This window comes from Streptomyces sp. NPDC032161, assembly GCF_040636995.1.
GTDB lineage: Bacteria > Actinomycetota > Actinomycetes > Streptomycetales > Streptomycetaceae > Streptomyces.
Window position 1 is genome coordinate 1 of record NZ_JBEZVN010000046.1, and the last position, 18,724, is coordinate 18,724.

Consider the following 18,724-nt stretch of genomic DNA (forward strand, 5'->3'; position numbering starts at 1 on the left):
AACGCCCGGTTACATTCCGAACCCGGAAGCTAAGCCTTTCAGCGCCGATGGTACTGCAGGGGGGACCCTGTGGGAGAGTAGGTCGCCGCCGAACAATCTTTCAAGGACCCTTGGTCCCAGCGTTCACGCTGGGACCAAGGGTCCTTTTTTGTGCTGTAGCGCGTCGGATGACCGACTGCGCAAGAATGTCTTGTAACGCCCGATGAACAGGAGTCACGCCGATGTCCACCAACTCTCCCGACGATCGTTCGGAACGCGAGCCGCGTCGCCGGGACGGTGGCGACCGGGGCGGCTTCGCGGGGCGTCGTGACGACCGCTTCGGCGGCCCGCGCCGCGACAACTCGCGCCGTGACAACGACCGCCGTGACAACGACCGTGGTGGGTTCCGTCGGGACGAGGGCCGGCCCGCCGGTGGTGGGTTCCGTCGGGATGATCGTCGGGACGACCGGGACCGTGGGTTCCGTCGGGATGACGATCGGCGTGGTGGTGGGTTCCGTCGCGATGACCGTGATCGGGATCGTGGGCCGCGTCGGGACGACGACCGTGGTGGGTACCGGGGTCCGCGTCGCGACGACGACCGCGGCGGACGCCAGGGCGGCGGATACCGACGCGACGACAGCCGCGGCGGCTCCGGCGGTGGGTTCCGTCGGGACGAGGGCCGGCCCGCCGGTGGTGGGTTCCGTCGGGATGATCGTCGGGACGACCGGGACCGTGGGTTCCGTCGGGACGATGATCGGCGTGGTGGTGGGTTCCGTCGCGATGACCGTGATCGGGATCGGGATCGTGGGCCGCGTCGGGACGACGACCGTGGTGGGTACCGGGGTCCGCGTCGCGACGACGACCGCGGCGGACGCCAGGGCGGCGGATACGAGCGCAGGGACGACCGGCCTCGCACGCCTCGTCGGGATGATCGTCGGGACGACCGGGACCGTGGGTTCCGTCGGGATGACGATCGGCGTGGTGGTGGGTTCCGTCGCGATGACCGTGATCGGGATCGGGATCGTGGGCCGCGTCGGGACGACGACCGTGGTGGGTACCGGGGTCCGCGTCGCGACGACGACCGCGGCGGACGCCAGGGCGGCGGGTACCGGCGCGACGACAGCCGTGGCGGCGGATACCGCGGGCAGCGCGACGACCGCGGTGGCCGTGGTGGCTACCGGGGGCGCGAGGACAGGGGCGGGTACGGACGGCGTGACGACCGTGACCGCGAGCCCGTCAAGAGGCTTCCCATCCCGGAGGACGTCACCGGTGACGAGATCGACAAGGACGTGCGGCAGGAGCTGATGAGCCTGCCGAAGACCCTCGCCGTGGATGTGGCCAGGAACCTCGTCATGGTGGCCCGGCTGATCGACGAGGACCCCGAGCAGGCGTACACGTACTCCAGGGTCGCTCTGCGGCTGGCTTCGAGGGTCGCCGCCGTGCGCGAGGCGGCCGGGTTCGCCGCGTACGCGACGCAGAAGTACTCGGAGGCGCTCGCGGAGTTCCGGGCGGCCAGGCGGATGACCGGTTCGGTGGACCTGTGGCCCGTCATGGCCGACTGCGAGCGGGGACTGGGACGTCCCGAGCGGGCGTTGGCCATGGCCGGTGAGCCCGAGGTGCGGAAGCTGGACAAGGCCGGTCAGGTCGAGATGCGTCTGGTGGCCGCCGGGGCCCGCCGTGACTTGGGGCAGATCGACGCCGCCATCGTCACGTTGCAGAGTTCCGAGCTCGCCTCGAACGCCGTGCACGTGTGGACGCCGCGACTGCGGTACGCGTACGCGGACGCCCTGCTGGCCGCCGGGCGCGAGGACGAGGCGCGCGAGTGGTTCGGCAAGGCGCTGGAGGCCGACAAGGACGGCGTGACGGACGCGTCCGACCGGCTGGCCGAGCTGGACGGAGTCGAGTTCGTGGATGCCCTCGACGAGAACGAGGGCGAACACGGGAACGAGCGCGCGGACGCCCCGGCGGCGGAAGCCGCCCCGGCCGAGCACGAGCGCGGTGCCAAGGACGAGAACGGCTCCTCCGAGGCGTGAGACATGGGAGAGGGGCGGCACCCGTTGCGGGTGCCGCCCCTCTCCCATGTCCGGAATCAATCGTCGAGAGCGAGGCTCCGCAGCACCAGCCCGGAGGCCGGCTTGGGGCCGAAGGACGTCGACTTGCGCGGCATGGTCACACCCTGCCGGGCGAGGTCCCGCACCACGTCCTCGCGCACCGGGTGCATCAGGACCGCCGTTCCGTCGCGTCGCTCGGCCTGCTCCACCGCGGCCGACGTGTCGTGGATGTACCCGATGTGCTCCGGGGCGTCCGGGATCCGCCAGACATGATCCAGCAGGACCGCGTGCAGGACCGTCGCGTCGAGGGACCGCCAGGCGGCCGGGCGGTCGGCCGGAACCGTACGGCGCAGCAGTGCGGGGTCGGGGCGGTCGACCAGGTGGAAGCCGCCGTCGCCGGCGAGCAGGAAGGCGTTCCCCTCGGCCGCCGCCCCGGCGAGCACGTCCAGGGCGTGGGGCAGCGGGCCCTCGACGTCACGGACGCGGAAGAGACCGGTCAGCGCGGCGAGCGCGTCGGCGACGGGCAGCCGGTGCAGCAGCCGGTGGATGGCGCGGACCCGGAGTGGATAGCGGGCCGTGTCGACGAGCAGGACCAGGCCGAAGTCCCAGGGGCCGGGTTCGGTGTGCTCCCGCTGAAGGCGCAGGTAGGTGGCCCAGCGGTGGTGTCCGTCGGCGATCAGGGCCTGGTGGCGGGCGAGATCCGTCTCGATCTCGGCCCGGTCGGCCGGATCGGTGACCGCCCAGAGCCGGTGGCGGAAACCGTCCTCCGTGGTCGTCGCGAGCAGCGGCGGGCGGGCGACGGTCCGCTCGACGACACCGGCCGCGCCCGAGGCGACCCCGTCGCCACGGTAGGTGAGCAGCAGCGGTTCGAGATGGGCGGCCGTGGAGCGCATCAGGTCGGCCCGGTCCTCGACGACGTGCGCCATCACGTCCTCGTGCGGCAGCACCACGCCCTCGGTGGGGGAGGAGAGCGCCAGCGCCCCGACGATGCCGCGCTGCAGGATCTCGGCGTTCCGCTGCTCGTACACGTACAGGGCGGGCGTGGGATCGGGGGCGAGTATCCCCTCGGCCAGCCAGTGGTGCAGGGTCTCGGCGGCCTGCTTGTTGCGGGCCGCGGCCGTGTCCGCCTGCGGCAGGATCAGCCGGACGATGTTGTGCGGGTCCGCCGACTCCAGGTGATGCAGTCCGTCGGGGCGCACGACGACGTCGTACGGCGGTGAGGTCACCGCGGCGAGACTGCCGACCCGCTCGGGGACGTAACGCAGTCCGCGGAACGGAACCAGACGCAGTCCCCGGCGGGCCGGGCCTGATGTGTTCATTACTGCATCGTAAGTGCGCGGCCGGGATGCGCGATGATCGGGACAGAAGCCCGTACCGAGGAGCGCAAAGAATGAGTCAGGCGAGCAGGACCAGGCCGAGCGGCAGCGGCACCGCCCTGAGCGAGGCGTACGACACGGCGCTGCTGGACCTCGACGGGGTGGTGTACGCGGGCGGTCGCGCCATCGCGCACGCCGTCGACTCCCTGGGCGCGGCGCGCGACGGCGGGATGCGCCTCGCGTACGTGACCAACAACGCGCTGCGCACGCCGGACGCCGTCGCCGCGCACCTGACCGAGCTCGGCATTCCGGCCGGGCCCACCGATGTGATCACCTCCGCGCAGGCGGTTGCCCGGCTGATGGCCGAACAGCTGCCGGCCGGGGCGCGGGTGCTCGTGGTGGGGGGAGAGGGGCTGCGCGTCGCGCTGCGGGAGCGCGGCCTGGTGCCGGTGGAGTCGGCGGACGACGATCCGGCCGCGGTGGCGCAGGGGTACGGCGGGCCCGGCATGACATGGGGGCGGCTCGCGGAGGCGGCGTACGCGATCAGGCGCGGGGTGCCGTGGTTCGCGTCCAATACGGACCTGACGATTCCGAGCGCCCGGGGCATCGCGCCGGGGAACGGGGCGGCGGTGGAGGTCGTACGCATCGCGACCGGGGCCGAGCCGCAGATCGCCGGGAAGCCGCTGCCGCCGATGCACCGGGAGACGGTACTGCGGACCGGGGCCGAGCGGCCGCTGGTCGTCGGGGACCGGCTGGACACGGACATCGAGGGCGCGTTCAACGGCGGTGTGGACTCCCTCCTCGTGCTCACCGGGGTGACGGACGCGGCCCTGCTGCTGGCCGCCGGGCCGGAGCACCGGCCCACCTACGTCGACGCGGACCTGCGGGGGCTGCTGACGGGGCAGCCCGAGGTGACACGGGCGGGAGACCGGTTCGGCTGCCGCGACTGGAGCGCCTCGGTGCGCGGCGAGGAGCTGGTGCTGGAGGGGGACGGCGACGACGTGCTCGACGGGCTGCGGGCGCTGTGCGGCGCGGCGTGGTCGTACGCCGGGGACGGTTCGTGCGGCCTGGACGCGGGCAAGGCGCTGGCCCGGCTGGGCCTGTAGCGCCGGTGATTCCCCCGACGATCGGCCAGAAAGGGAGGGTAGGCTAACCTAACTTCGTTGTGCCGGGCGTGCCGCCGTCCGCGCGGTCGGCACGGCGGGACGGGGCGGGGGCCCGGCCCCGGTCGTCGTCCGCGGTGGCGGACGGCGGTTCCGCCGCCCGATCACCTCCGACTCCGGGAGATACGACCATGCAGCGCCTCACCGCGGACGCGGTGACCCTCGGCTACGACCGGCGGCTCATCGCGGAGAACCTCTCGGTCGAGATCCCCGACCATTCGTTCACAGTGATCGTGGGCCCCAACGCCTGCGGCAAGTCGACCCTGCTGCGCGCGCTCTCCCGGATGCTGAAGCCGACCGTCGGGCGGGTGCTCCTCGACGGGCAGTCCATTCACGCGATACCGGCGAAGACGGTCGCCAGGACGCTGGGGCTGCTGCCGCAGTCCGCCGTCGCGCCGGACGGCATCACCGTCGCCGACCTCGTCGGACGCGGTCGTTACCCGCACCAGAGGCTGCTGCGCCAGTGGTCGCCCGACGACGAACGCATCGTCGCGGAGTCGATGGCGGCCACCGGCGTCGACACGCTCGCCGATCGCTATGTCGACGAATTGTCCGGCGGGCAGCGGCAGCGCGTCTGGATCGCCATGGCGCTCGCCCAGCAGACGCCGCTGCTGCTGCTCGACGAGCCGACCACGTACCTCGACATCCAGCACCAGATCGATGTCCTCGACCTCTGCGCGGAACTGCACGAGACGCAGGGGCGCACGCTGGTGGCCGTCCTGCACGACCTGAACCACGCCGCCCGCTACGCCACCCATCTCATCGCGATGCGTGACGGAGCGGTGATCGCCGAGGGCGCGCCCGGCGACATCGTCACCGCGGAGCTGGTGGAGCGGGTGTTCGGGCTGCGCTGCCAGGTCATCGACGATCCCGAGACCGGTACGCCGCTGGTGGTACCGGCCGCGCGCAGGCCGCGGGACGGCGGGGCGGACAGGGTGCCGACGGGCTCGTCGGCGGAGGGCTGACGGCGGCACGGCCGGTCCGGGCCCCGCGCCCGCAGCGCCGTTACAGCAGCGCCCTGAGCCTCAGCAGATCACGGAAGCCGGCCTCCAGACGGACCCGGCCCGATCCCCACGCCTTCGCGAAGTTCAGTTCGCCGTCCACCATCGCCACCAGATCGTCGCCGTTCATCGCCAGCCGGATCTCGGCCTTCTCGCTGGGCGGTCCGTCCACCGTGTTCAGCACCTGGATCCGGCCATCGGTCAGCCGGCCGACGAAGGTCACGTCGAGGTCCCTGACGTGACAGCTCAGCGAACGGTCCAGAGCGGCCGCGCTGCGCACGTCGCCGTCCGCCCCCGCGAGATTGTCGGAAAGTCTGTCGAGTGCGCTGCGGCACTCAGCCATGGTCGCCATCGTGACCGACGGTACCGCAGCCCTTCGCGGTAGCGTTTCCCGCATGAGCGACTCGATGCCGGGGCCCGGTGCGGCGGCCGGAACAGTGCCCGCGACAGCGCCCGGGGCTCCGTCCGCCGAAGCGGCGGCGGACCCGGTCGCCGAGGGCGCGTCCCCCGGTGCCGCGCCCCTTCCCGAGCCCGGCGTCCCCGCGCCTCTCGGCATCGCCCGGACCTCCACGGGGGACGCCGGGGTCGACGCCTGGCTGGAACGTCTCGCCGATGCCGACCACCTCCCGGCGGAGGGACACGTCCAGGTGTACGAGGATGTACACGAGGGCCTGCGCTCCACGCTGACCGCGCTGGACACCGGGCCCGCACCCGCACCGGTACCCGCACCGATGCCCTCGTACGACAACAGGAGCTGAACCGAACGTGGCAGGAGTGGCACGTCGCCGCCTCGACGCCGAACTGGTACGCCGCAAGCTCGCCCGCTCACGCGAGCACGCGAGCCAGCTGATCGCCGCGGGGCGAGTGACCGTCGGGGGCAACACCGCGACCAAGCCCGCCACCCAGGTCGAGACCAGTGCGGCACTCGTCGTGATCAAGGACGACAGCGACCCGGAGTACGTCTCGCGCGGCGGGCACAAGCTCGCGGGCGCCCTCGCCGCCTTCGTGCCCCTCGGGCTGGAGGTCGAGGGGCGACGCGCCCTGGACGCCGGCGCGTCGACCGGCGGCTTCACCGACGTCCTGCTGCGGGCCGGCGCCGGTCACGTCGTCGCCGTCGACGTCGGCTACGGGCAGCTCGCCTGGTCGCTCCAGTCCGACGAGCGCGTCACCGTCAAGGACCGCACCAATGTGCGGGAGCTGACGGTGGAGGCGATCGACGGGCAGCCCGTGGACCTGGTCGTCGGCGATCTCTCGTTCATCCCGCTGGGGCTGGTGCTGCCCGCCCTGGCGCGCTGCGCCGCCCCGGACGCCGACCTGGTCCTCATGGTCAAGCCGCAGTTCGAGGTCGGCAAGGACCGGCTCGGCAGCGGCGGGGTGGTACGCAGCCCCGCGCTGCGGGCGGAGGCGGTGCGTGAGGTGGCACGCCGGGCCTGGGAACTGGGCCTCGGGGTGCGGGGGGTGACGGCGAGCCCGTTGCCGGGGCCCTCCGGGAACGTCGAGTACTTTCTGTGGTTGCGGGCCGGAGCACCGGAGCTGGATCCCGCGGATGTCGACCGTGCAGTGGCGGAGGGGCCTCGTTGACGACGAATGCGGCACGAACTGTCTTTCTTCTGGCACACACCGGCCGCCCGGCCGCGATCCGCAGCGCCGAACTCGTCGTACAGGGACTGCTGCGCAGCGGCCTCGGCGTGCGGGTACTGGCCATCGAAGCGGAGGATCTGCCGCTGCCGCCGTCCGTCGAGACGGTCACGGACGCCACCCCCGGGGCCATGGACGGCTGCGAGCTGCTGATCGTGCTCGGCGGGGACGGGACGTTGCTGCGGGGCGCGGAACTGTCCCGCGCCTCCGGGGTGCCGATGCTCGGCGTCAACCTCGGCCGGGTCGGTTTCCTCGCCGAGGCCGAGCGCGACGACCTGGACAAGGTCGTCGACCGGGTCGTCACCCGGGAGTACCAGGTCGAGGAACGGATGACGCTCGACGTCGTGGTGCGCAGCAACGGCGACGTCGTCCACACCGACTGGGCGCTCAACGAGGCGGCCGTGCAGAAGGTGTCGCCCGAGCGGATGCTGGAGGTCGTCCTGGAGATCGACGGCCGTCCGGTGACCGGGTTCGGCTGCGACGGGATCGTCTGCGCGACCCCGACCGGATCGACCGCCTACGCCTTCTCGGCGGGCGGTCCCGTCGTCTGGCCCGAGGTCGAGGCGCTGCTCATGGTCCCGATCAGCGCCCACGCGCTGTTCGCCAAGCCGCTGGTGACCTCGCCGGACTCGGTGCTCGCCGTCGAGGTCCAGCAGCACGCCCCGCACGGGGTGCTGTGGTGCGACGGACGCCGCACCGTGGCGCTGCCGGCCGGTGCGCGGGTCGAGGTGCAGCGCGGCACGGTGCCCGTACGGCTGGCGCGGCTGCACCACGCCTCGTTCACGGACCGGCTGGTGGCCAAGTTCGCCCTGCCCGTCTCGGGGTGGCGAGGCGCCCCGCAGTGACCGGCCGGGCCCGGGGGCGAGGCGGCCCGTACCGGTCCGTCGCCCCGGGGTAAGGCGGCCCCCGCACCGGCCGGTCGTTCCGGGGCCGCGAGGCGCCCCGCACGCACCGTCGGACGTTCCCCCGGCGGCGGTACCGGACGCGCCAGGTGCACACGGGAGAGTGAACCGCGCAGGCGGGGCCCGTCGCACTCCGGGGCCCGGACCTCGTAAGGTCATGTCCGTGTTGGAGGAGATGCGGATACGGTCGCTCGGAGTCATCGACGACGCGGTGGTCGAGCTGTCGCCCGGGTTCACCGCCGTGACGGGCGAGACCGGCGCGGGCAAGACCATGGTCGTCACCAGCCTGGGGCTGCTGCTCGGCGGACGCGCGGATCCCGCCCTGGTGCGGATCGGGTCCAGGGCGGCGGTCGTCGAGGGACGGATCACGGTGTCCGAGGGCGACACCGTCGCGTCGCGGGCGGAGGAGGCAGGGGCCGAGTTCGACGACGGGGCCCTGCTGATCAGCCGTACGGTTTCCGCGGAGGGGCGTTCCCGGGCGCATCTCGGCGGCAGATCCGTGCCGGTCGGGGTGCTCGCCGAACTCGCCGACGAACTCGTCGCCGTGCACGGCCAGACCGACCAGCAGGGGCTCCTCAAGCCCGCCCGGCAGCGGCAGGCCCTCGACCGGTACGCCGGCGACGGCGTCGCCGTCCCGCTGGCCCGGTACACGACGGCGTACCGGCGGCTGCGGGCCGTGCTCACGGAGCTCGACGAGCTGACCACGCGCGCCCGCGAACGCGCCCAGGAAGCGGATCTGCTGCGCTTCGGCCTCGACGAGATCGCCGCGGTCGAACCGCTCGCGGGCGAGGACGCCGATCTGGCAGCCGAGGCCGAGCGGCTCGGCCACGCCGAGGCGCTCGCCTCCGCGGCGGCCCTCGCGCACGCCGCGCTCGCGGGCAATCCGGAGGACCCGGAGGGCGTCGACGCGACGACGGTGGTCTCGGCCGCCGGACGCGCGCTGGACGCCGTGCGCTCCCACGACCCGGCCCTGGCCGCGCTCGCCGACCGGATCGGCGAGATCTCGATCCTGCTGGCCGACGTGGCCGGTGAGCTGGCCGGGTACGCCGACCGGCTGGACGCCGATCCGCTGCGGCTCGCCGCGGTGGAGGAGCGGCGCGCCGCGCTCGCCGCGCTCACCCGCAAGTACGGCGAGGACATCACCGCCGTGCTCGCCTGGGCCGAGGAGGGCTCCGCCCGGCTCACCGAGCTGGAGGGCGACGACGACCGGATCGGCGAGCTGACGGCCGAACGCGACACGCTGCGCGCCGAACTCTCCGTACTGGGGCAGGAGTTGACCGACGCGCGCACGGAGGCGGCGGCACGCTTCGCCGAGGCGGTGACCGAGGAACTGGCCTCGCTCGCCATGCCGCACGCCCGGGTGTCCTTCGCCGTCCGGCAGACCGAGGCGGCCGACGAGGCCTCCGGCATCGACGTCGGCGGGCGCAGCGTGCTCTACGGGCCGTCCGGCGCCGACGAGGTCGAGCTCCTGCTGGCACCGCATCCGGGTGCCCAGCCGAGGCCGATCGCCAAGGGGGCGTCGGGCGGTGAGCTGTCCCGGGTGATGCTCGCCGTCGAGGTGGTCTTCGCCGGTTCCGACCCCGTGCCCACATATCTCTTCGACGAGGTCGACGCGGGTGTCGGGGGCAAGGCCGCCGTCGAGGTCGGGCGGCGGCTGGCGAAGCTCGCCCGGTCCGCGCAGGTCGTCGTCGTCACGCACCTGCCGCAGGTGGCGGCCTTCGCGGACCGGCAGCTGCTGGTCGAGAAGACGGTCGACGGGGCGGTGACCAGCAGCGGGGTCACGGTCCTGGAGGGCGAGGACCGGGTACGGGAGCTCTCCCGGATGCTCGCGGGCCAGGAGGACTCGCAGACGGCACGCGCCCATGCGGAGGAGCTGCTGGCCGCGGCTCGGGCGGACGTGTAGCGGACGGACGTCCTCGCGGGGAGGCGTGGCGGCACGGCCGTCCGCGGACCCCACGCCGTGGTCGCCGGTGGGCTCCGCCGGACGGACCCGGCAGGCCGCCCCGTAGTCTGGCCCGCATGGGAGCGGCCTTCGGCAGAACAGTGGTGTCCGGCGCCGTCGCGGCCTCGGTCGCCGCGGGCGCGTACCGCGCGCTGCGGTCCCGTCCGCGTGAGCGCTGGCGGCGCGTCAACCACGGGGGCCGGAGCGTCGATCTGTACGCGGGACCGGCCGTCGCCCTCGGTGCCGCGGCCGGGGCGGCCGTTGTGCCACTGCCCGCCCGGACCCGGTGCGCCGCGTCGCTCGCGGTGCTGGTGGCGGCGGGCTGCGGTGCGTACGACGACCTCGCCGGTGCCGGCGACCCGCGCCGGGGGTTCCGTGCCCACCTCGGTGCCCTGCGGGACGGCGAGGTGACCAGTGGTGCCGTCAAGCTGCTCGGGATCGGGGCGGCCGGGCTCGCGGCCGGCGCGCTGATGAAGGAACGTCCCGTCGACCGGCTCCTGGCCGGGGTGGTGATCGCCGCGACCGCGCACCTGGTCAATCTGGTGGACGTACGTCCCGCCGCTGCCGCCGTCACCGTGCTCGCGCTCGGGGCCCCGGGGCTGCCGGGAGGCGGCGCCGCCGCAGCCCTCGCGGCCGCGCCGATGGGAGCGGCGGCGGCCCTCGTCGGGGACGACCTGGGCGAGCGCACCATGATCGGGGACACCGGGGCCCACGCCCTGGGCGCGGCGCTCGGTGCCGCCGTCGTCGCGGGACGCGGCCGGGCCGGACTGCTCGTTCACGCGACGGGGCTCGTCGCCGCCGCCGTGTACGGGGAGCGGGTGAGCGGGCTCGTCCGGTCATTGTGGGACCGGGCGGCGTGGGGCCGGGCGGCGCCGGACGCCGGACGCGGCTGACCCCCGGTCCCGGAGCGCCGCGGTCCGGCGGCGCGGCAGCGGCCCCACCCGCCCAGGGCGACGGCCCGCGGGCCACGGACCTTCGGCCTGTCATGTCGATGTGGCAACCTCGCGCCGCCATTTCACCCATGGGAGTGGTGCGTCGCGGTCGGTAGCCGGAGTACGCGCGGGACGTTGGCCTGAGTGTGCCGGAACGTGCGTACGGACTGGCATCCTTGGCGATGCCCTTTTCGCCGACTCGGGAGCCCCGGGAGCCAACCAACGTGTCACAGCTGCGTACGGTCCACGTCCTGGGCGGCGGCAGCGCGGGCAGCAGCGCCCACGTCAGCTCGCTGGCCGCCGGACTGGTGGCGAGGGGCGTGCACGTCACCGTCTGTGCCCCGGCCGGACTCGACCGGTTCCACCACTTCGCCGGTACGGGGGCCTGCTTCGCTCCCGTGCCGCGGCGCAGCGACCCCGCAGCCGTCGCCGCCCTGCGCACCGCCTGCGCGACGGCGGACGTGGTCCACGCGCACGGCCCGCACGCCGCCGTGCGCGCCGCTCTCGCGCTCGGCGGGCGCCGGATCCCGCTGGTCGTCACCTGGCACGCCCGCGCTCACGCCGAGGGCGCCCGGGCCCGGCTGCTCCGTCTCATGGAGCGAAGGGCCGCCGGGGCGGCGGCGGTTGTGCTCGGCACGACATCGGAACTGGTCGACCGGGCACGGATGCGCGGAGCGCGCGATGCCCGGCTTTCCCCGGTCTCGGCCCCTGTAACACACCCGGACGACCGCATCGATCCGGCCAAGACGCGTGCCGAACTCGGTGCGGTAGGGCGGTCGTTGGTCTTCTCGTACGGGAGTCTCGTGCCGCACCACGGGTACGACCTGCTGTTCGACGCCGCTCGGGCCTGGCGCGATCCCGGCACCGCGCCCCTGCTGATCGTCGCGGGGGAGGGGCGGCAACGGCAGGCCCTGCAGCGCCGGATCAGGGACGAGGAGTTGCCGGTCCGGCTCATCGGCGAGCGCGAGGACATCGCGGAACTGCTCACCGCCGCCGACCTGGCCGTGCTGCCCAGCCGGTGGGAGGCGCGCTCGGTGCTGGCCCAGCAGGCGCTGCGGCTGGGCGTCCCCCTGGTCGCCACCGCCGTCGGGGGAGTGCCCGAACTCGTCGGGGACGGGGCGGAACTCGTGCCGTACGGGAACGCGGAGGCGCTCGCACGCACGGTGACCGGACTGCTCGGCGACCCGGAGCGGCGTGCGCGGCTGGTGGCCGCCGGGCGTTCCCAGGCCGCGAGTTGGCCCACGGAGGACGACACCATCGTCCAGGTGCTCAGCATCTACGACGAGTTGACGCGCCCTCTGGTGATGCCGCGGGCGCGGTGAGCGGTCCGCCCACCGCTCCCCGGCATCACCGCGGCGTGTGACGGCGGGCCCGCAGTGCCAGGCTCAGGGCCAGCACCGTCTGGGGGTCGTCCAGATCGGTGCCGAGCAACTCGCCGATGCGGGCCAGCCGGTTGTACAAGGTCTGGCGGTTCAGGTGCAGCTCGCGTGCCGTCTCCGCCTTGCGGCCCGCATGGGCCAGATACGTCTCCAGCGTCGGGAGCAGCGGGGGCCGCGAGGTCCGGTCGTGATCGCGCAGCGGACCGATCGCCCGTTCCACGAACGCCGCCAGATCGGGGTGGTCCCGCAGCCGCCACAGCAGCAGGTCGATGTCCAGTCGCCGGGCGTCGTACCAGGGCCGGTCGCCCAGACCCTGCGCCGCCGTCGCCGTCTCGGCGGCGTGCCGCAGCCCGGCACCGGCCGTCGCCCAGCCACCCGCGACGCCCACCACCACGACCGGCGGATGCGATCCGGCCCGTTCCAGACCGGCGCGTTCCACACCGGCCCGCAGCGCCGCCGCGACCCGGTCCGCGACCGCCGTGCGCTCCGACTCGGCCCGCAGCCCCAGCAGCACCGGAACCCGGCCCTCCACCGGCCGTACCCCGAGCAGCACCGGCACCCCCACGGACGAGAGCTCGTCCAGCACGGCCCGTGCCAGCAGCGCCCAGTTCCCGGACCCGGACAGCTCGGGCGCCAGCCGCATCACCACCGGCAGCAGCGGCGACGCACCCGGTTTGAAGCCGAGTACGCGGGCCTGCGCCGGTGCGTCCTCCGGCGCGATCCGGCCCTCCGCGAGGTCCGTCAGGAAGTCGCCCCGACCACGCGCGGCCAGCTCCTCCTCCTGACGTGCCTGCATGAGCACGACGGCGAGCAGCCCGGCCGCCCGTTCCGCCGCCATCCGGTGCACCGGCAGCAGCGGCCCCGACACGGCCGGCAGCACCAGCCCGGCCCGTACCGAACCGGTCCCCGGACCACCGCCCGGCACGTCCACCAGCACCGAGCCGACGGGCGGCGCCTCACGGGCCGCCCGGCCGCCGCGCAGGCCCTCCCACACCTGAAGCGGATCGGCGCACACCGGGCCGGAGCCGGGGCCCGCCGCGTACAGCAGCTGACCGTCCGCCGTCTCCAGGAAGACCGGGGTGGCCGCGAAGTCCGCCAGGATGCCCAGCACCTGCGGCACCCCGCCGCCGCCGAGCAGGGCCTGGGTGCACCGCCGGTGCACGTCCTCGGCCTGCCGCAGCAGCGCGTAGTGACCGTTGACGATCTCGGTGTGGATCTCCTCGGTCACCGTCACGAACGGCACCTCCCGGTGCAGTTGCACCAGCGGCAGACCGGCCGCGCGGGCGGCGTCGACGATGGAGGCGGGCAGCCGGCCGAAGCGCGGCCCGAGCTCCACCACCAGGGCGGCGATGCCCCGGTCGGCGAGCCTGCGGACGAAGGCCCGCTGTTCGGCGGGGCGGGTGCCGAGCCCCAGACCGGTGGTGAGCAGCAGCTCACCACCCTTGAGCAGCGAGGCGATGTTCGGCACCTCGCCGGCGTGCACCCAGCGCACCGTGCGGTTCAGCCGGTCGGCGCCGGCCACCACCTCGGGGAGCCCGCTGCGCAGTCCCGGCAGTTCGAGCGCCCGCTGCACGGTGATTCCGCCCTGTGTCTCCACGGGGACTGCGCCTTGCGTCTCCACTGGCTCCGGCCTCGCGTTTCCACTCGGGTCCTACGGGCGGTCGCCCCGGCCCGGGAAGATACCGGCCGGGGCTCCGAATCAGGCTGCCGGCCCCTCAGCCGACGTACGCCCCGCTCGCCGTCAGGCGCAGCGCGGTGTCGATCAGCGGCACATGGCTGAACGCCTGGGGGAAGTTGCCGACCTGTCGCTGGAGCCGGGGGTCCCACTCCTCGGCGAGCAGCCCCAGGTCGTTGCGCAGGGACAGCAGCCTCTCGAAGAGCTGGCGGGCCTCGTCGACCCGGCCGATCATGGCCAGGTCGTCCGCCAGCCAGAACGAGCATGCCAGGAACGCGCCCTCGTCGCCCTCCAGGCCGTCCACTCCAGCATCCTCGCCGTGGGTGGGGTAGCGCAGCACGAAGCCGTCCTCCGTGGACAGCTCGCGCTGGATCGCCTCGATCGTGCCGATCACGCGCTTGTCGTCCGGCGGCAGGAAGCCCATCTGCGGGATCAGCAGGAGGGAGGCGTCCAGCTCCTTCGAGCCGTAGGACTGCGTGAACGTGTTGCGTTCCTCGTCGTAGCCCCGCTCGCAGACGTCGCGGTGGATCTCGTCGCGCAGTTCGCTCAGCCGCTCCACCGGGCCCTCCACGTCCCCGGACTCGATCAGCTTGATCGTGCGGTCGACGGCCACCCAGGCCATCACCTTGGAGTGGACGAAGTGGCGGCGCGGGCCGCGCACCTCCCAGATGCCCTCGTCCGGCTCGTCCCAGTGCTTCTCCAGGTACTCGATCAGCTTGAGCTGGAGACCCATCGCGTAGTCGTTGCGGGTCAGCCCGGTCATGTGGGCGAGGTGCAGTGCCTCGATGACCTCGCCGTACACGTCCAGCTGGAGCTGGCCCGCCGCGCCGTTGCCGACCCGGACCGGGGCGGAGTTCTCGTAGCCGGGCAGCCAGTCCAGCTCGGCCTCGCCCAGCTCGCGCTCGCCCGCGATGCCGTACATGATCTGCAGGTTCTCCGGGTCGCCGGCGACCGCCCGCAGCAGCCACTCCCGCCAGGCGCGGGCCTCCTCGCGGTAGCCGGTGCGCAGCAGGGAGGACAGGGTGATCGCGGCGTCGCGCAGCCAGGTGTAGCGGTAGTCCCAGTTCCGGGAGCCGCCGATGTCCTCGGGCAACGAGGTGGTCGGGGCCGCGACGATGCCGCCGGTCGGCGCGTACGTCAGGGCCTTGAGGACGATCAGCGAGCGGACCACGGCCTCCCGGTAGGGCCCGTGGTACGTGCACTGCTCGACCCACTCGCGCCAGAACTCCTCGGTGGCCTCCAGCGAACCCTCCGGGTCCGGCAGGCCCGGCGGCTCGTGGTGCGAGGGCTGCCAGCTGATCGTGAACGCGATCCGGTCGCCCGGCGCGACCGTGAAGTCGGAGTACGTCGTCAGGTTCTCGCCGTAGGTGTCCGCCGAGGTGTCCAGCCAGACCGAGTCCGGGCCGGCGACGGCGACCGTACGGCCGTCGACCTTGTGCACCCAGGGCGTCACACGGCCGTAGCTGAACCGCATCCGCAGCTCGGAACGCATTGGCACCCGGCCGCTGACGCCCTCCACGATCCGGATCACCTGGGGGGCGCCGTCACGCGGCGGCATGAAATCGGTCACCTTGACCGTTCCGCGCGGGGTGTCCCATTCCGATTCCAGGACGAGGGAGTCGCCCCGGTACCGGCGGCGGGCCGCGGACGGGGGCTGTTCCTCGTCCTCCCACGCCGGACCCAGGCGCCAGAAGCCATGCTCCTCGGTACCCAGCAGTCCCGCGAAAACGGCGTGAGAATCGAATCGGGGAAGGCACAGCCAGTCCACTGTGCCGTCCCGGCAGACCAGGGCGGCGGTCTGCATGTCTCCGATGAGTGCGTAATCCTCGATGCGCCCGGCCACGTGCGTCTCCAGTCGAACGGCCATGTCACCCCGTAGGGCATTACTGCGGGTCAGGAGGTCACCGCGAGGGATTGTGGTGGGGGAAAAGATGTGGGGGAAAACCTGCGAACCCGATACCTCGCCCGCAGCGAGTGTCCGAGCAGGATACGACGCACCCGGGTGATCTGCGCGACCGTCTTGACAACGGGTCCGCTCCGAACGGTGTGACGTGGACGGCTTGCGATGATCTTGTGTGGTGAATGTGCGCGATATGGCCGGAAGCAGGCCCCCTTTGTCGCTGATACCCTGGTAGCCCGTGGACCGGTGGTCGTCGGCGACAGCAGACGCGGCCCCCGAACCGCAGCGACTGGCCCCGCCGGGACCCCTCCGGACGGCGAGGCCGGAACGCCCCTCAAGACCGCGACCACGGGAGCCCCCTTTGGCTATGCAGCCCACATCCACGACGACCAAGCACATCTTCGTCACCGGGGGTGTCGCCTCTTCCCTCGGCAAGGGTCTGACTGCCTCCAGCCTCGGCGCCCTGCTCAAGGCGCGCGGACTCCGGGTCACCATGCAGAAGCTCGACCCGTACCTGAACGTCGACCCGGGCACGATGAACCCCTTCCAGCACGGCGAGGTGTTCGTCACCAACGACGGCGCCGAGACCGACCTGGACATCGGCCACTACGAGCGCTTCCTGGACGTCGACCTCGACGGCTCGGCCAACGTCACCACCGGCCAGGTCTACTCGCAGGTGATCGCCAAGGAGCGGCGCGGCGAGTACCTCGGCGACACCGTGCAGGTCATCCCGCACATCACCAACGAGATCAAGCATCGCATCCGCCGCATGGCCACCGACGACGTCGACGTCGTGATCACCGAGGTCGGCGGCACGGTCGGCGACATCGAGTCGCTGCCGTTCCTGGAGACCGTCCGCCAGGTCCGCCACGAGGTCGGCCGGGACAACGTCTTCGTCGTGCACATCTCGCTGCTGCCCTACATCGGCCCGTCCGGTGAGCTGAAGACCAAGCCCACCCAGCACTCCGTCGCGGCGCTGCGCAACATCGGTATCCAGCCGGACGCCATCGTGCTGCGCGCCGACCGCGACGTGCCGACCGCCATCAAGCGCAAGATCTCGCTGATGTGCGACGTCGACGAGGCCGCCGTGGTGGCCTGTGTGGACGCCAAGTCGATCTACGACATCCCGAAGGTGCTGCACACCGAGGGCCTGGACGCCTACGTCGTGCGCAAGCTCGACCTGCCGTTCCGCGACGTCGACTGGACCACCTGGGACGACCTGCTGGACCGTGTCCACAACCCCGACCACGAGGTCACCGTCGCGCTCGTCGGCAAGTACATCGACCTGCCCGACGCCTACCTCTCGGTCACCGAGGCCATCCGGGCCGGCGGCTTCGCCAACAAGGCCCGGGTCAAGGTCGAGTGGGTCGCCTCCGACGACTGCAAGACCCCGGCCGGTGCCGCCAAGCAGCTCTCCGGCGTCGACGCGATCTGCGTGCCCGGCGGCTTCGGCGACCGCGGCGTCGACGGCAAGATCGGTGCCATCCAGTACGCCCGCGAGCACAAGGTGCCGCTGCTCGGCCTCTGCCTCGGCCTCCAGTGCGTCGTGATCGAGGCGGCGCGCAACCTCGCCGAGATCTCCGACGCCAACTCCACCGAGTTCGACCCGGCCACCGCGCACCCCGTCATCTCGACGATGGAGGAGCAGCTGGCCTACGTCGAGGGCGCCGGCGACCTGGGCGGCACCATGCGGCTCGGCCTGTACCCGGCGAAGCTCACCGAGGGCTCGCTGGTCCGTGAGGCGTACGACGACGAACCGTACGTGGAGGAGCGCCACCGCCACCGCTACGAGGTCAACAACGCCTACCGCGCCGAACTGGAGAAGAAGGCCGGACTGGTCTTCTCCGGCACCTCCCCGGACAACAAGCTCGTCGAGTACGTCGAGTACCCGCGCGAGGTCCACCCCTACCTGGTCGCCACCCAGGCGCACCCGGAGCTCCGCTCCCGTCCGACCCGCCCGCACCCGCTCTTCGCCGGCCTGGTGAAGGCGGCCGTCGCGCGCAGGGTGGGCGCGAAGGCCGGTGGCGGGCAGGGTGCCGCCTCGGGCAAGTAGTCCGGCGGTACGCAGGTATTAACGTTGACCGGGGTACGGGTCCGCCCAGGACGCGTGCCCCGGTTTTCGTTTTCTGCGGAAGGACGTAGATGGGTATCCAGGACACGCCCGAGGAATGGCAGGTCACCGCGACCGAGACGCCCTTCACCGGCAACAAGACCAGTGTCCGCACCGACGAGGTCGTGATGCCCGACGGCACGGTCGTGCGCCGTGACTACCAGGTCCACCCCGGCTCGGTCGCCGTGCTGGCCCTCGACGAGGAGGACCGGGTCCTGGTACTGCGGCAGTACCGCCACCCGGTGCGCCACAAGCTCTGGGAGATCCCGGCCGGACTGCTCGACGTCCCCGGCGAGAACCCGCTGCACGCCGCGCAGCGCGAGCTCTACGAGGAGGCGTACGCCAAGGCCGAGGACTGGCGGGTGCTGACCGACGTCTACACCACGCCGGGCGGCTGCGACGAGGCCGTACGGATCTTCCTCGCGCGCGGTCTCTCCGAGGCGGACGGGGAGCGTTTCGAGGTCTCCGAGGAGGAGGCCGACATGGAGCTGGCCCGGGTGCCGCTCCAGGAGCTGGTACGGGGCGTGCTCGCCGGGGAGCTGCACAACAACTGCCTCGTCGTGGGGGTCCTCTCGCTCGCCTCGGCGCTCGCGGGCGACGGGATCGACTCGCTGCGCCCGGCCGGGGCGCCGTGGCCGGCCCGCCCGTTCGAGAGCTGACGGCCCGTCGGTCCGGGCGGTCCGGGCACCGCGGGCGGACCGGGTGGTACAGGCGGATCGGATCCTTTCGATCGGAC

The 18,724-nt window shown here is 73.0% G+C and carries 16 protein-coding genes and 1 rRNA gene; 13 read left to right on the top strand and 4 right to left on the bottom strand.

What is annotated here, in order from left to right; translation table 11 throughout:
• The 3 genes from rrf to AB0E67_RS33180 form a co-directional block, all read left to right on the top strand.
• Positions 1-94, top strand: a 5S ribosomal RNA gene (rrf, locus tag AB0E67_RS33170); the annotation flags it as partial.
• Between the two features lie 182 nt (positions 95-276).
• Positions 277-1,284 (top strand): hypothetical protein, encoded by a 1,008-nt coding sequence (locus AB0E67_RS33175; RefSeq protein ID WP_362033911.1) that lies wholly within the window; start codon positions 277-279, stop codon positions 1,282-1,284.
• Complete coding sequence (locus AB0E67_RS33180; RefSeq protein WP_362033914.1) at positions 1,284-2,012, top strand: hypothetical protein; 729 nt, start codon at positions 1,284-1,286, stop codon at positions 2,010-2,012. Before AB0E67_RS33175 ends, AB0E67_RS33180 begins: the two co-directional genes overlap by 1 nt.
• Positions 2,013-2,068: 56 nt before the next feature.
• Here AB0E67_RS33180 and AB0E67_RS33185 read toward each other — a convergent pair whose 3' ends face one another.
• Positions 2,069-3,349, bottom strand: a complete 1,281-nt coding sequence (locus AB0E67_RS33185; RefSeq protein ID WP_362033917.1) for a DUF1015 domain-containing protein — start codon at positions 3,347-3,349, stop codon at positions 2,069-2,071.
• 71 nt (positions 3,350-3,420) lie between these two features.
• On the opposite strand from AB0E67_RS33185, the gene AB0E67_RS33190 reads away from it, so the two are divergent.
• A complete protein-coding gene (locus AB0E67_RS33190; RefSeq protein ID WP_362033920.1) occupies positions 3,421-4,452 on the top strand; it encodes an HAD hydrolase-like protein in 1,032 nt (343 codons plus the stop codon).
• Between the two features lie 188 nt (positions 4,453-4,640).
• Positions 4,641-5,474, top strand: a complete 834-nt coding sequence (locus AB0E67_RS33195; RefSeq protein ID WP_362033923.1) for an ABC transporter ATP-binding protein — start codon at positions 4,641-4,643, stop codon at positions 5,472-5,474.
• A 40-nt stretch (positions 5,475-5,514) separates the two neighbouring features.
• On the opposite strand, the gene AB0E67_RS33200 is transcribed toward AB0E67_RS33195, so the two are convergent.
• The gene (locus AB0E67_RS33200) at positions 5,515-5,862 is read right to left on the bottom strand and encodes an SCP2 sterol-binding domain-containing protein (RefSeq protein ID WP_362033926.1); all 348 of its coding nucleotides are present in this window, start codon (positions 5,860-5,862) and stop codon (positions 5,515-5,517) included.
• Between the two features lie 43 nt (positions 5,863-5,905).
• Here AB0E67_RS33200 and AB0E67_RS33205 point away from each other — a divergent pair, with 43 nt between their 5' ends.
• The 6 genes from AB0E67_RS33205 (at position 5,906) to AB0E67_RS33230 (ending at position 12,246) form a co-directional block, all read left to right on the top strand.
• Positions 5,906-6,268, top strand: a complete 363-nt coding sequence (locus AB0E67_RS33205; protein WP_362033929.1) for a hypothetical protein — start codon at positions 5,906-5,908, stop codon at positions 6,266-6,268.
• 7 nt (positions 6,269-6,275) lie between these two features.
• Positions 6,276-7,091, top strand: coding sequence for a TlyA family RNA methyltransferase (locus AB0E67_RS33210; RefSeq protein WP_362033932.1), 816 nt, complete (start codon positions 6,276-6,278; stop codon positions 7,089-7,091).
• Positions 7,088-7,993: an NAD kinase gene (locus AB0E67_RS33215; protein WP_362033935.1), complete on the top strand. Its 906-nt coding sequence runs from the start codon at positions 7,088-7,090 to the stop codon at positions 7,991-7,993. The genes AB0E67_RS33210 and AB0E67_RS33215 overlap by 4 nt, the downstream gene beginning before the upstream one ends.
• 214 nt (positions 7,994-8,207) lie before the next feature.
• Entirely contained in the window at positions 8,208-9,953 is a 1,746-nt protein-coding gene (gene recN, locus AB0E67_RS33220) for a DNA repair protein RecN (RefSeq protein WP_362033938.1), read from the top strand.
• A gap of 116 nt (positions 9,954-10,069) precedes the next feature.
• A complete protein-coding gene (locus AB0E67_RS33225) occupies positions 10,070-10,885 on the top strand; it encodes a hypothetical protein (protein WP_362033940.1) in 816 nt (271 codons plus the stop codon).
• A 263-nt stretch (positions 10,886-11,148) separates the two neighbouring features.
• Positions 11,149-12,246: a glycosyltransferase family 4 protein gene (locus AB0E67_RS33230; protein ID WP_362033943.1), complete on the top strand. Its 1,098-nt coding sequence runs from the start codon at positions 11,149-11,151 to the stop codon at positions 12,244-12,246.
• A 25-nt stretch (positions 12,247-12,271) separates the two neighbouring features.
• Here AB0E67_RS33230 and AB0E67_RS33235 read toward each other — a convergent pair whose 3' ends face one another.
• Positions 12,272-13,900, bottom strand: coding sequence for a PucR family transcriptional regulator (locus tag AB0E67_RS33235; protein ID WP_362033946.1), 1,629 nt, complete (start codon positions 13,898-13,900; stop codon positions 12,272-12,274).
• Between the two features lie 118 nt (positions 13,901-14,018).
• Positions 14,019-15,821 (bottom strand): glycoside hydrolase family 15 protein, encoded by a 1,803-nt coding sequence (locus tag AB0E67_RS33240; protein WP_362033981.1) that lies wholly within the window; start codon positions 15,819-15,821, stop codon positions 14,019-14,021.
• 424 nt (positions 15,822-16,245) lie between these two features.
• Here AB0E67_RS33240 and AB0E67_RS33245 point away from each other — a divergent pair, with 424 nt between their 5' ends.
• Together AB0E67_RS33245 and AB0E67_RS33250 are read left to right on the top strand one after the other, a co-directional pair.
• Complete coding sequence (locus tag AB0E67_RS33245) at positions 16,246-17,931, top strand: CTP synthase (protein WP_362033947.1); 1,686 nt, start codon at positions 16,246-16,248, stop codon at positions 17,929-17,931.
• Positions 17,932-18,020: 89 nt separating this feature from the next.
• Entirely contained in the window at positions 18,021-18,647 is a 627-nt protein-coding gene (locus tag AB0E67_RS33250) for an NUDIX hydrolase (RefSeq protein ID WP_351523302.1), read from the top strand.
• The last annotated feature ends 77 nt before the right edge of the window (positions 18,648-18,724 follow it).

Bases quoted from the DNA above. Each gene is read 5' to 3' on its own strand.
- AB0E67_RS33180 (WP_362033914.1), top strand. From the start codon at position 1,284: ATGAGCCTGCCGAAGACCCTCGCCGTGGATGTGGCCAGGAACCTCGTC.
- AB0E67_RS33185 (WP_362033917.1), bottom strand. From the start codon at position 3,349: ATGAACACATCAGGCCCGGCCCGCCGGGGACTGCGTCTGGTTCCGTTC.
- AB0E67_RS33190 (WP_362033920.1), top strand. From the start codon at position 3,421: ATGAGTCAGGCGAGCAGGACCAGGCCGAGCGGCAGCGGCACCGCCCTG.
- AB0E67_RS33195 (WP_362033923.1), top strand. From the start codon at position 4,641: ATGCAGCGCCTCACCGCGGACGCGGTGACCCTCGGCTACGACCGGCGG.
- AB0E67_RS33200 (WP_362033926.1), bottom strand. From the start codon at position 5,862: ATGGCGACCATGGCTGAGTGCCGCAGCGCACTCGACAGACTTTCCGAC.
- AB0E67_RS33205 (WP_362033929.1), top strand. From the start codon at position 5,906: ATGAGCGACTCGATGCCGGGGCCCGGTGCGGCGGCCGGAACAGTGCCC.
- recN (WP_362033938.1), top strand. From the start codon at position 8,208: ATGTCCGTGTTGGAGGAGATGCGGATACGGTCGCTCGGAGTCATCGAC.
- AB0E67_RS33225 (WP_362033940.1), top strand. From the start codon at position 10,070: ATGGGAGCGGCCTTCGGCAGAACAGTGGTGTCCGGCGCCGTCGCGGCC.
- AB0E67_RS33245 (WP_362033947.1), top strand. From the start codon at position 16,246: ATGCAGCCCACATCCACGACGACCAAGCACATCTTCGTCACCGGGGGT.
- AB0E67_RS33250 (WP_351523302.1), top strand. From the start codon at position 18,021: ATGGGTATCCAGGACACGCCCGAGGAATGGCAGGTCACCGCGACCGAG.